The sequence below is a fragment of the Salmonella sp. 2020_1459 genome, from assembly GCF_043847915.1.
GTDB classification, from domain to species: Bacteria; Pseudomonadota; Gammaproteobacteria; order Enterobacterales; family Enterobacteriaceae; genus Salmonella; species Salmonella enterica.
The window spans coordinates 19874-32521 of record NZ_JBCMFA010000013.1 but is presented as its reverse complement, the minus strand read 5'-3'; the positions used below and the strand labels follow the sequence as shown (position 1 = coordinate 32521).

Genomic DNA, 12648 nt, shown 5'->3' with positions numbered 1-12648 from the left:
CCATCGAACTGCCGGAAGGCGTAGAGATGGTAATGCCGGGCGACAACATCAAAATGGTTGTTACCCTGATCCACCCGATCGCAATGGACGACGGTCTGCGTTTCGCAATCCGTGAAGGCGGCCGTACCGTTGGCGCGGGCGTTGTTGCTAAAGTTCTCGGCTAATCGCTGATAACATTTGACGCAATGCGCAATAAAAGGGCATCATTTGATGCCCTTTTTGCACGCTTTCACACCAGAACCTGGCTCATCAGTGATTTTATTTGTCATAATCATTGCTGAGACAGGCTCTGTAGAGGGCGTATAATCCGAAAGGCGAATAAGCGTTTCGATTTGGATTGCCTCGCGATTGCGGGGTGAAAATGTTTGTAGAATACTTCTGACAGGTTGGTTTATGAGTGCGAATACCGAAGCTCAAGGGAGCGGGCGCGGCCTGGAAGCGATGAAGTGGATAGTTGTTGCCATATTGCTGATCGTCGCAATCGTCGGCAACTACCTCTATCGCGACATGATGCTGCCGCTGCGTGCGCTGGCCGTAGTAATTCTGATTGCTGCAGCGGGTGGTGTCGCGCTGTTGACGACAAAAGGTAAAGCAACCGTTGCTTTTGCCCGTGAAGCGAGAACCGAAGTCCGTAAGGTCATTTGGCCGACTCGCCAGGAAACGCTGCACACCACGCTGATCGTCGCTGCGGTTACCGCAGTTATGTCACTGATCCTGTGGGGACTGGATGGTATTCTGGTTCGCCTGGTATCCTTTATCACTGGCCTGAGGTTCTGAGATGTCTGAAGCACCTAAAAAGCGCTGGTACGTCGTTCAGGCGTTTTCCGGTTTTGAAGGCCGCGTAGCCACATCGCTGCGCGAGCATATCAAATTACACAATATGGAAGAGCTGTTTGGCGAAGTCATGGTGCCGACTGAAGAAGTCGTTGAGATCCGTGGCGGCCAGCGTCGCAAAAGCGAACGCAAATTCTTCCCGGGTTACGTTCTGGTCCAGATGGTCATGAACGACGCAAGCTGGCACCTGGTGCGCAGCGTGCCGCGTGTGATGGGCTTTATCGGCGGTACCTCTGACCGTCCGGCGCCGATCAGCGACAAAGAAGTCGATGCGATCATGAACCGCCTGCAGCAGGTTGGCGATAAGCCGCGGCCGAAAACGTTGTTTGAACCGGGTGAAATGGTTCGTGTTAACGACGGTCCGTTCGCAGACTTTAACGGCGTTGTCGAAGAAGTCGATTATGAGAAGTCTCGCCTGAAAGTGTCTGTTTCTATCTTCGGTCGTGCGACCCCGGTAGAGCTGGACTTCAGCCAGGTTGAGAAAGCGTAAGGCTGCGATCAAAAAAGCAGCGATCTAATCGTTGCATAGGGCGCGAAATTGACATACAATTTCGCGCCTTTTGTTTTTATGGGCCTTATGCTCATAAAGCGATATTTATCACGGGGAGCTTCTTTGAAGCGATACTACCCAATTCGAGGAATTTAGAATGGCTAAGAAAGTACAAGCCTACGTCAAGCTGCAGGTTGCAGCTGGTATGGCGAACCCGAGTCCGCCGGTTGGTCCAGCACTGGGTCAGCAGGGTGTGAACATCATGGAATTCTGCAAAGCGTTCAACGCAAAAACGGATTCCATCGAAAAAGGTCTGCCGATTCCGGTTGTTATTACCGTTTACGCTGACCGTTCTTTCACCTTCGTTACCAAAACGCCTCCGGCAGCTGTTCTGCTGAAAAAAGCGGCTGGTATCAAGTCTGGTTCCGGCAAGCCGAACAAAGACAAAGTAGGTAAAATTTCCCGCGCTCAGCTGCAGGAAATCGCGCAGACCAAAGCTGCCGACATGACTGGTGCCGACATTGAAGCGATGACTCGCTCCATCGAAGGTACTGCACGTTCCATGGGCCTGGTAGTGGAGGACTAAGAAATGGCTAAACTGACCAAGCGTATGCGCGTGATCCGTGAAAAAGTTGATGCGACCAAACAGTACGACATCAACGAAGCTATTGCCCTGCTGAAAGAGCTAGCCACTGCTAAATTCAACGAAAGCGTTGACGTTGCCGTTAACCTCGGCATCGACGCTCGTAAATCTGACCAGAACGTTCGTGGCGCGACTGTACTGCCGCACGGTACTGGCCGTTCTGTTCGCGTTGCCGTATTTACCCAGGGCCCGAACGCTGAAGCAGCTAAAGCTGCTGGCGCTGAGCTGGTAGGTATGGAAGATCTGGCTGACCAGATCAAGAAAGGCGAAATGAACTTCGACGTTGTTATCGCATCCCCGGATGCAATGCGCGTTGTTGGCCAGCTGGGCCAGGTTCTGGGTCCGCGCGGCCTGATGCCAAACCCGAAAGTCGGTACCGTAACTCCGAACGTTGCTGAAGCGGTTAAGAACGCTAAAGCAGGTCAGGTTCGTTACCGTAACGACAAAAACGGCATCATCCACACCACCATCGGTAAAGTGGACTTTGACGCTGACAAACTGAAAGAAAACCTGGAAGCTCTGCTGGTTGCGCTGAAAAAAGCAAAACCGAGCCAGGCGAAAGGCGTGTACATCAAGAAAGTTAGCATCTCCACCACCATGGGTGCTGGCGTTGCCGTTGATCAGGCTGGTCTGAGCGCATCTGCGAACTAAGATTAGTCTTTACGTGGGCGGTGATTTTGTCTACAATCTTACCCCCACGTATTCTGCTAGTTGCAGACGTATATCCGAGATATTCGGGTTGTGACAAGGCGGCAACTGAGTGAGTCGCCAGGAGCATAGCTAACTATGTGACTGGTGCGAACGAAGGAAGCCAACGCCGCCACAAGCTGAATAGCGACGGATAGACAAGATTTGTTCGTTGGAGCCTGGCCTATCCAGGCCTCCGTCGAAGACCGCAGGCGTCTCGCAAGAGGCTTAATCCCCTGCGTAGACGGTGACAGAACGCTAAGATTATTTTTGATACTCTGGCTTGTTTCTGCTCACCGTATTAAGACGCTCTTCTCGTTGAGATGAGTGAAGTGAGTTCCGGAACATGAGTTCCGGCAAACATCCAGGAGCAAAGCTAATGGCTTTAAATCTTCAAGACAAACAAGCGATTGTTGCTGAAGTCAGCGAAGTAGCCAAAGGCGCGCTGTCTGCAGTAGTTGCGGATTCCCGTGGCGTAACTGTAGATAAAATGACTGAACTGCGTAAAGCAGGTCGTGAAGCTGGCGTATACATGCGTGTTGTTCGTAACACCCTGCTGCGCCGCGTCGTTGAAGGTACTCAGTTCGAGTGCCTGAAAGACACGTTTGTTGGTCCGACCCTGATTGCATACTCTATGGAACACCCGGGCGCTGCTGCTCGTCTGTTCAAAGAGTTCGCGAAAGCGAATGCAAAATTTGAGGTCAAAGCTGCAGCCTTTGAAGGTGAGCTGATCCCGGCGTCTCAGATCGACCGCCTGGCAACTCTGCCGACCTACGAAGAAGCAATTGCACGCCTGATGGCAACCATGAAAGAAGCTTCGGCTGGCAAACTGGTTCGCACACTGGCTGCTGTACGCGATGCAAAAGAAGCTGCGTAATCGCAGTTGTCTTTATCAAGCATTTGCTTACGTATAAACTTATTCTGATATTCAGGAACAATTTAAATGTCTATCACTAAAGATCAAATCATTGAAGCAGTATCCGCTATGTCCGTAATGGACGTTGTAGAACTGATTTCTGCAATGGAAGAAAAATTCGGTGTTTCCGCTGCTGCTGCTGTAGCTGTAGCTGCTGGCCCGGCTGAAGCTGCTGAAGAAAAAACTGAATTCGACGTAATTCTGAAAGCTGCTGGCGCTAACAAAGTTGCTGTTATCAAAGCAGTACGTGGCGCAACTGGCCTGGGTCTGAAAGAAGCTAAAGACTTGGTAGAATCTGCTCCGGCCGCTCTGAAAGAAGGCGTGAGCAAAGATGACGCTGAAGCACTGAAAAAATCTCTGGAAGAAGCTGGCGCTGAAGTTGAAGTTAAATAAGCCAACCCTTCCGGTTGCAGCCTGAGAAATCAGGCTGATGGCTGGTGACTTTTTAGTCACCAGCCTTTTTGCGCTGTAAGGCGCCAGTAGCGTTTCACACTGTTTGACTACTGCTGTGCCTTTCAATGCTTGTTTCTATCGACGACTTAATATACTGCGACAGAGCGTACGTTCTGTGTAAATCGCAATGAAATGGTTTAAGCGTGATAGCAACAGGCATTGCGGAAAGTATCCATTTTCCGGTCAACAAAATAGTGTTGCACAAACTGTCCCCCGCAGGACAGATGGGTCGACTTGTCAGCGAGCTGAGGAACCCTATGGTTTACTCCTATACCGAGAAAAAACGTATTCGTAAGGATTTTGGTAAACGTCCACAAGTTCTGGATGTACCTTATCTCCTTTCTATCCAGCTTGACTCGTTTCAGAAGTTTATCGAGCAAGATCCTGAAGGGCAGTACGGCCTGGAAGCAGCCTTCCGTTCCGTGTTCCCGATTCAGAGCTACAGCGGTAATTCCGAGCTGCAGTACGTCAGCTACCGCCTTGGCGAACCGGTGTTTGACGTTCAGGAATGTCAGATCCGTGGCGTGACCTATTCCGCACCGCTGCGCGTAAAACTGCGTCTGGTGATCTACGAGCGCGAAGCGCCGGAAGGCACCGTTAAAGACATTAAAGAACAAGAAGTCTACATGGGCGAAATTCCGCTCATGACCGACAACGGTACCTTTGTTATCAACGGTACTGAGCGTGTTATCGTTTCTCAGCTGCACCGTAGTCCGGGCGTCTTCTTTGACTCCGACAAAGGTAAAACCCACTCTTCGGGTAAAGTGCTGTATAACGCGCGCATCATTCCTTACCGTGGTTCCTGGCTGGACTTCGAATTCGATCCGAAGGACAACCTGTTCGTGCGTATCGACCGTCGCCGTAAACTGCCTGCGACCATCATCCTGCGTGCGCTGAACTACACCACTGAGCAGATCCTTGACCTGTTCTTTGAGAAAGTCGTCTTCGAAATTCGCGACAACAAGCTGCAGATGGAGCTGATTCCAGAACGTCTGCGCGGCGAAACTGCGTCGTTCGATATCGAAGCTAACGGCAAGGTGTACGTTGAAAAAGGCCGTCGCATTACCGCGCGTCATATCCGTCAGCTGGAAAAAGACGATATCAAGCATATCGAAGTTCCGGTTGAGTACATCGCAGGCAAAGTCGTCTCTAAAGACTACGTTGACGAATCCACTGGCGAGCTGATCTGCGCGGCGAACATGGAGCTGAGCCTGGATCTGCTGGCTAAGCTGAGCCAGTCCGGCCACAAGCGTATCGAAACGCTGTTTACCAACGATCTGGACCACGGCCCGTACATTTCTGAAACGGTACGCGTCGACCCAACCAACGATCGTCTGAGCGCGCTGGTAGAAATCTACCGCATGATGCGCCCTGGTGAGCCGCCGACACGCGAAGCAGCTGAAAGCCTGTTCGAGAACCTGTTCTTCTCCGAAGACCGCTATGACCTGTCTGCGGTGGGTCGTATGAAGTTCAACCGTTCTCTGCTGCGCGACGAAATCGAAGGTTCCGGTATCCTGAGCAAAGACGACATCATTGATGTCATGAAGAAGCTCATCGATATCCGTAACGGTAAAGGCGAAGTGGATGATATCGACCACCTCGGCAACCGTCGTATCCGTTCCGTCGGCGAAATGGCGGAAAACCAGTTCCGCGTTGGCCTGGTGCGTGTAGAGCGTGCGGTGAAAGAGCGTCTGTCTCTGGGCGATCTGGATACCCTGATGCCTCAGGATATGATCAACGCCAAGCCGATTTCCGCCGCAGTGAAAGAGTTCTTTGGTTCCAGCCAGCTGTCTCAGTTTATGGACCAGAACAACCCGCTGTCTGAGATTACGCACAAACGTCGTATCTCCGCACTCGGCCCAGGCGGTCTGACCCGCGAACGCGCAGGCTTCGAAGTTCGAGACGTACACCCGACGCACTACGGTCGCGTATGTCCTATCGAAACGCCGGAAGGTCCGAACATCGGTCTGATCAACTCCCTGTCCGTGTACGCACAGACTAACGAATATGGCTTCCTTGAGACGCCGTACCGTCGTGTGGTTGATGGCGTGGTCACTGACGAAATTCATTACCTGTCTGCTATCGAAGAAGGCAACTACGTTATCGCTCAGGCGAACTCCAACCTGGATGACGAAGGCCACTTTGTAGAAGATCTGGTTACCTGCCGTAGCAAAGGCGAATCCAGCTTGTTCAGCCGTGACCAGGTTGACTACATGGACGTTTCCACCCAGCAGGTGGTCTCCGTCGGTGCGTCCCTGATCCCGTTCCTGGAACACGATGACGCCAACCGTGCATTGATGGGTGCGAACATGCAACGTCAGGCGGTTCCGACTCTGCGCGCTGATAAGCCGCTGGTGGGTACCGGTATGGAACGTGCTGTCGCCGTCGACTCCGGTGTTACTGCAGTAGCTAAACGTGGCGGTACTGTTCAGTACGTGGATGCGTCCCGTATCGTTATCAAAGTTAACGAAGACGAGATGTACCCGGGTGAAGCAGGTATCGACATCTATAACCTGACCAAATACACCCGTTCTAACCAGAACACCTGTATCAACCAGATGCCGTGCGTATCTCTGGGCGAGCCGGTTGAACGCGGCGACGTGCTGGCAGACGGTCCGTCCACCGACCTCGGTGAACTGGCGCTCGGTCAGAACATGCGCGTGGCGTTCATGCCGTGGAACGGCTACAACTTCGAAGACTCCATCCTCGTTTCCGAGCGTGTTGTCCAGGAAGACCGTTTCACCACCATCCACATTCAGGAACTGGCGTGCGTGTCCCGTGACACCAAGCTGGGGCCGGAAGAGATCACCGCTGATATCCCGAACGTGGGTGAAGCTGCGCTCTCCAAACTGGATGAATCCGGTATCGTTTACATCGGCGCGGAAGTGACCGGCGGCGACATTCTGGTCGGTAAGGTAACGCCGAAAGGTGAAACCCAGCTGACGCCGGAAGAGAAACTGCTGCGTGCGATCTTCGGTGAGAAAGCGTCTGACGTTAAAGACTCTTCTCTGCGCGTACCTAACGGTGTCTCCGGTACGGTTATCGACGTTCAGGTCTTTACTCGCGATGGCGTAGAAAAAGACAAACGTGCTCTGGAAATCGAAGAGATGCAGCTCAAGCAGGCGAAAAAAGACCTGTCTGAAGAACTGCAGATCCTCGAAGCGGGCCTGTTTAGCCGTATCCGTGCGGTGCTGGTTTCCGGCGGCGTTGAAGCTGAGAAGCTCGACAAACTGCCGCGCGACCGCTGGCTGGAACTCGGTCTGACCGACGAAGAGAAACAAAATCAGCTGGAACAACTGGCTGAGCAGTATGACGAACTGAAACACGAGTTCGAGAAAAAACTTGAAGCGAAGCGCCGTAAAATCACCCAGGGCGACGATCTGGCGCCGGGCGTGCTGAAGATCGTGAAGGTCTATCTGGCCGTTAAACGCCGTATCCAGCCGGGTGATAAGATGGCAGGTCGTCACGGTAACAAGGGTGTTATCTCTAAGATCAACCCGATCGAAGACATGCCTTACGATGAAAACGGCACGCCGGTAGACATCGTACTGAACCCGCTGGGCGTACCGTCTCGTATGAACATCGGTCAGATTCTGGAAACCCACCTGGGTATGGCTGCAAAAGGTATTGGCGACAAGATTAACGCCATGCTGAAACAGCAGCAGGAAGTCGCGAAACTGCGCGAATTCATCCAGCGTGCCTACGATCTGGGCGCCGACGTTCGTCAGAAAGTCGACCTGAGCACCTTCAGCGATGATGAAGTGCTGCGTCTGGCAGAAAACCTGCGTAAAGGTATGCCGATTGCCACACCAGTGTTTGACGGTGCGAAAGAAGCGGAAATCAAAGAGCTGCTGAAACTGGGCGACCTGCCGACCTCCGGTCAGATCACCCTGTTCGATGGCCGTACGGGTGAACAGTTCGAACGTCCGGTAACCGTCGGTTACATGTACATGCTGAAACTGAACCACCTGGTTGATGACAAGATGCATGCGCGTTCTACCGGTTCTTACAGCCTGGTTACTCAGCAGCCGCTGGGTGGTAAGGCGCAGTTCGGTGGTCAGCGCTTCGGGGAGATGGAAGTGTGGGCGCTGGAAGCTTACGGCGCCGCCTACACCCTGCAGGAAATGCTCACCGTTAAGTCTGATGACGTGAACGGTCGTACCAAGATGTATAAGAACATCGTGGACGGCAACCATCAGATGGAACCGGGTATGCCGGAATCCTTCAACGTTCTGTTGAAAGAGATCCGCTCGCTGGGCATCAACATCGAACTGGAAGACGAGTAATTCTCGCTCAAACAGGTCACTGGTGTCGGGGTAAAACCCGACACCAGATTGTGCTAACTCCGACGGGAGCAAATCCGTGAAAGATTTATTAAAGTTTCTGAAAGCGCAGACTAAAACCGAAGAGTTTGATGCGATCAAAATTGCTCTGGCTTCGCCAGACATGATCCGTTCATGGTCTTTCGGTGAAGTTAAAAAGCCGGAAACCATCAACTACCGTACGTTCAAACCTGAGCGTGACGGCCTTTTCTGCGCCCGTATCTTTGGGCCGGTAAAAGACTACGAGTGCCTGTGCGGTAAATACAAGCGCCTGAAACACCGTGGTGTTATTTGTGAGAAGTGCGGCGTTGAAGTGACCCAGACCAAAGTACGCCGTGAGCGTATGGGCCACATTGAGCTGGCGTCTCCGACTGCTCACATCTGGTTCCTGAAATCGCTGCCGTCCCGTATCGGTCTGCTGCTCGATATGCCGTTGCGCGATATCGAACGCGTACTGTACTTCGAATCTTATGTGGTTATCGAAGGCGGTATGACCAACCTGGAACGTCAACAGATCCTGACTGAAGAGCAGTATCTGGACGCGCTGGAAGAGTTCGGTGACGAATTCGACGCGAAGATGGGTGCGGAAGCTATCCAGGCCCTGCTGAAGAGCATGGATCTGGAGCAAGAGTGTGAAACTCTGCGCGAAGAGCTGAACGAAACCAACTCCGAAACCAAGCGTAAAAAGCTGACCAAGCGTATCAAACTGCTGGAAGCCTTCGTACAGTCTGGCAACAAGCCAGAGTGGATGATCCTGACCGTTCTGCCGGTTCTGCCGCCAGATCTGCGTCCGCTGGTTCCGCTGGACGGCGGTCGTTTCGCCACGTCAGATCTGAACGATCTGTATCGTCGCGTCATTAACCGTAACAACCGTCTGAAACGTCTGCTGGATCTGGCTGCGCCGGACATCATCGTACGCAACGAAAAACGTATGCTGCAGGAAGCGGTTGACGCCCTGCTGGATAACGGTCGTCGCGGTCGTGCGATCACCGGTTCTAACAAGCGTCCTCTGAAATCTTTGGCCGACATGATCAAAGGTAAACAGGGTCGTTTCCGTCAGAACCTGCTCGGTAAGCGTGTTGACTACTCCGGTCGTTCTGTTATCACCGTAGGTCCATACCTGCGTCTGCACCAGTGCGGTCTGCCGAAGAAAATGGCGCTGGAGCTGTTTAAACCGTTCATCTACGGCAAGCTGGAACTGCGTGGCCTGGCCACCACCATCAAAGCCGCGAAGAAAATGGTTGAGCGTGAAGAAGCCGTCGTTTGGGATATCCTGGACGAAGTGATCCGCGAACACCCGGTACTGCTGAACCGTGCACCAACACTGCACCGTCTGGGTATCCAGGCATTTGAACCGGTACTGATCGAAGGTAAAGCTATCCAGCTGCACCCGCTGGTTTGTGCGGCATATAACGCCGACTTCGATGGTGACCAGATGGCTGTTCACGTACCGCTGACGCTGGAAGCCCAGCTTGAAGCGCGTGCGCTGATGATGTCTACCAACAACATCCTGTCTCCGGCGAACGGCGAGCCTATCATCGTTCCGTCTCAGGACGTTGTATTGGGTCTGTATTACATGACCCGTGACTGTGTTAACGCCAAAGGCGAAGGCATGGTGCTGACTGGCCCGAAAGAAGCTGAGCGTATCTATCGCGCAGGTCTGGCCTCTCTGCATGCGCGCGTTAAAGTGCGTATCACTGAATATGAAAAAGATGAAAACGGCGAATTCGTTGCGCACACCAGCCTGAAAGACACGACCGTTGGTCGCGCCATTCTGTGGATGATCGTACCGAAAGGTCTGCCTTTCTCCATCGTCAACCAGGCGCTGGGCAAGAAAGCGATCTCCAAAATGCTGAACACTTGCTACCGTATTCTGGGCCTGAAACCGACCGTTATTTTTGCGGACCAGACGATGTACACCGGCTTTGCTTATGCAGCGCGTTCAGGTGCGTCCGTTGGTATTGATGACATGGTCATCCCGGAGAAAAAACACGAGATCATCTCTGAGGCGGAAGCTGAAGTTGCTGAGATCCAGGAGCAGTTCCAGTCTGGTCTGGTAACCGCTGGCGAACGCTATAACAAAGTTATCGATATCTGGGCTGCGGCGAACGATCGTGTATCCAAAGCGATGATGGATAACCTGCAAACCGAAACCGTGATTAACCGTGACGGCCAGGAAGAGCAGCAGGTCTCCTTCAACAGCATCTATATGATGGCCGACTCCGGTGCGCGTGGTTCTGCGGCACAGATTCGTCAGCTGGCAGGTATGCGTGGTCTGATGGCGAAGCCGGATGGCTCCATCATCGAAACGCCAATCACCGCGAACTTCCGTGAAGGTCTGAACGTACTCCAGTACTTCATCTCCACGCACGGTGCGCGTAAAGGTCTGGCGGATACCGCACTGAAAACCGCGAACTCCGGTTATCTGACCCGTCGTCTGGTTGACGTCGCGCAGGATCTGGTGGTGACCGAAGATGACTGTGGTACGCACGAAGGTATCCTGATGACCCCGGTTATCGAGGGTGGCGACGTGAAAGAGCCGCTGCGTGACCGCGTTCTGGGTCGTGTGACGGCGGAAGATGTGCTGAAACCGGGTACCGCGGACATTCTGGTTCCACGCAACACGCTGCTGCACGAACAGTGGTGTGACCTGCTGGAAGCAAACTCCGTTGACGCCGTTAAAGTGCGTTCTGTTGTATCCTGCGACACCGACTTTGGTGTATGTGCGCACTGCTATGGTCGTGACCTGGCGCGTGGCCACATCATCAACAAAGGTGAAGCTATCGGCGTTATCGCGGCACAGTCCATCGGTGAACCGGGTACACAGCTGACGATGCGTACGTTCCACATCGGTGGTGCGGCATCGCGTGCGGCTGCTGAATCCAGCATCCAGGTTAAGAACAAAGGTAGCATCAAGCTCAGCAACGTGAAGTCGGTTGTGAACTCCAGCGGTAAACTGGTTATCACTTCCCGTAACACCGAACTGAAGCTGATCGACGAATTCGGTCGTACCAAAGAGAGCTATAAAGTGCCTTATGGCGCTGTCATGGCGAAAGGTGATGGCGAGCAGGTTGCCGGCGGCGAAACCGTGGCAAACTGGGACCCGCACACCATGCCGGTTATCACCGAAGTGAGTGGTTTCATCCGCTTCACTGACATGATCGACGGTCAGACCATTACGCGTCAGACCGACGAACTGACCGGTTTGTCTTCGCTGGTGGTTCTGGATTCGGCTGAACGTACTACCGGTGGTAAAGATCTGCGTCCGGCGCTGAAAATTGTTGATGCTCAGGGTAATGACGTTCTGATCCCGGGTACCGATATGCCTGCGCAGTACTTCCTGCCGGGTAAAGCGATTGTACAGCTGGAAGATGGCGTACAGATTAGTTCTGGTGACACCCTGGCGCGTATTCCGCAGGAATCCGGCGGTACCAAGGATATTACCGGTGGTCTGCCGCGCGTTGCCGACCTGTTCGAAGCGCGTCGTCCGAAAGAACCGGCAATCCTTGCTGAAATCGCAGGTATCGTTTCCTTCGGTAAAGAAACCAAAGGCAAACGTCGTCTGGTGATTACGCCGGTTGATGGTAGTGACCCGTACGAAGAGATGATTCCGAAATGGCGTCAGCTCAACGTGTTCGAAGGGGAACGTGTAGAACGTGGTGATGTGATTTCCGATGGTCCGGAAGCGCCGCACGACATTCTGCGTCTGCGTGGTGTTCATGCTGTGACGCGTTACATTGTTAACGAAGTTCAGGATGTATACCGTCTGCAGGGCGTTAAGATTAACGATAAACACATCGAAGTTATCGTTCGTCAGATGCTGCGTAAAGCGACCATCGAAAGCGCCGGTAGTTCCGACTTCCTGGAAGGCGAACAGGTTGAATACTCTCGCGTCAAGATCGCTAACCGCGAGCTGGAAGCGAACGGCAAAGTGGGGGCTACCTTCTCCCGCGATCTGCTGGGTATTACCAAAGCGTCTCTGGCAACCGAATCGTTCATCTCTGCCGCATCGTTCCAGGAGACCACGCGTGTCCTGACCGAAGCAGCCGTTGCGGGTAAACGCGACGAACTGCGCGGCCTGAAAGAGAACGTTATCGTGGGTCGTCTGATTCCGGCCGGTACCGGTTATGCGTACCACCAGGATCGTATGCGCCGTCGCGCCGCGGGCGAGCAGCCAGCAACACCGCAGGTGACTGCGGAAGATGCATCTGCCAGCCTGGCAGAACTGCTGAACGCAGGTCTGGGCGGTTCTGATAACGAGTAATCGTTAAATGGTGGAGGGGTATTTATCCCTCCACCAGCT

The 12648-nt window shown here is 53.2% G+C and carries 8 protein-coding genes and 1 pseudogene; all 9 read left to right on the top strand.

Annotated features, from left to right (window positions below):
• A pseudogene (gene tuf / locus ACH0VJ_RS22175) lies at positions 1–164 on the top strand (elongation factor Tu); the annotation flags it as partial.
• Positions 165–393: 229 nt separating this feature from the next.
• Entirely contained in the window at positions 394–777 is a 384-nt protein-coding gene (gene secE / locus ACH0VJ_RS22170; RefSeq protein ID WP_001275691.1) for a preprotein translocase subunit SecE, read from the top strand.
• 1 nt (position 778) lies between these two features.
• Positions 779–1324 carry a transcription termination/antitermination protein NusG gene (gene nusG / locus ACH0VJ_RS22165; RefSeq protein WP_001287521.1) on the top strand — a complete coding sequence of 182 codons (546 nt, stop codon included), beginning with the start codon at positions 779–781 and terminating at the stop codon, positions 1322–1324.
• 157 nt (positions 1325–1481) lie between these two features.
• The gene (gene rplK / locus ACH0VJ_RS22160; RefSeq protein WP_001085926.1) at positions 1482–1910 is read left to right on the top strand and encodes a 50S ribosomal protein L11; all 429 of its coding nucleotides are present in this window, start codon (positions 1482–1484) and stop codon (positions 1908–1910) included.
• Between the two features lie 3 nt (positions 1911–1913).
• Positions 1914–2618, top strand: coding sequence for a 50S ribosomal protein L1 (rplA, locus tag ACH0VJ_RS22155; protein WP_001096676.1), 705 nt, complete (start codon positions 1914–1916; stop codon positions 2616–2618).
• 415 nt (positions 2619–3033) lie between these two features.
• Positions 3034–3531: a 50S ribosomal protein L10 gene (gene rplJ / locus ACH0VJ_RS22150; protein WP_001207203.1), complete on the top strand. Its 498-nt coding sequence runs from the start codon at positions 3034–3036 to the stop codon at positions 3529–3531.
• A 66-nt stretch (positions 3532–3597) separates the two neighbouring features.
• Positions 3598–3963 carry a 50S ribosomal protein L7/L12 gene (rplL, locus tag ACH0VJ_RS22145; RefSeq protein WP_000028882.1) on the top strand — a complete coding sequence of 122 codons (366 nt, stop codon included), beginning with the start codon at positions 3598–3600 and terminating at the stop codon, positions 3961–3963.
• Positions 3964–4280: 317 nt separating this feature from the next.
• The gene (rpoB, locus tag ACH0VJ_RS22140; protein WP_000263105.1) at positions 4281–8309 is read left to right on the top strand and encodes a DNA-directed RNA polymerase subunit beta; all 4029 of its coding nucleotides are present in this window, start codon (positions 4281–4283) and stop codon (positions 8307–8309) included.
• A gap of 76 nt (positions 8310–8385) precedes the next feature.
• Positions 8386–12609: a DNA-directed RNA polymerase subunit beta' gene (rpoC, locus tag ACH0VJ_RS22135; protein WP_000653965.1), complete on the top strand. Its 4224-nt coding sequence runs from the start codon at positions 8386–8388 to the stop codon at positions 12607–12609.
• Positions 12610–12648 lie beyond the last annotated feature (39 nt).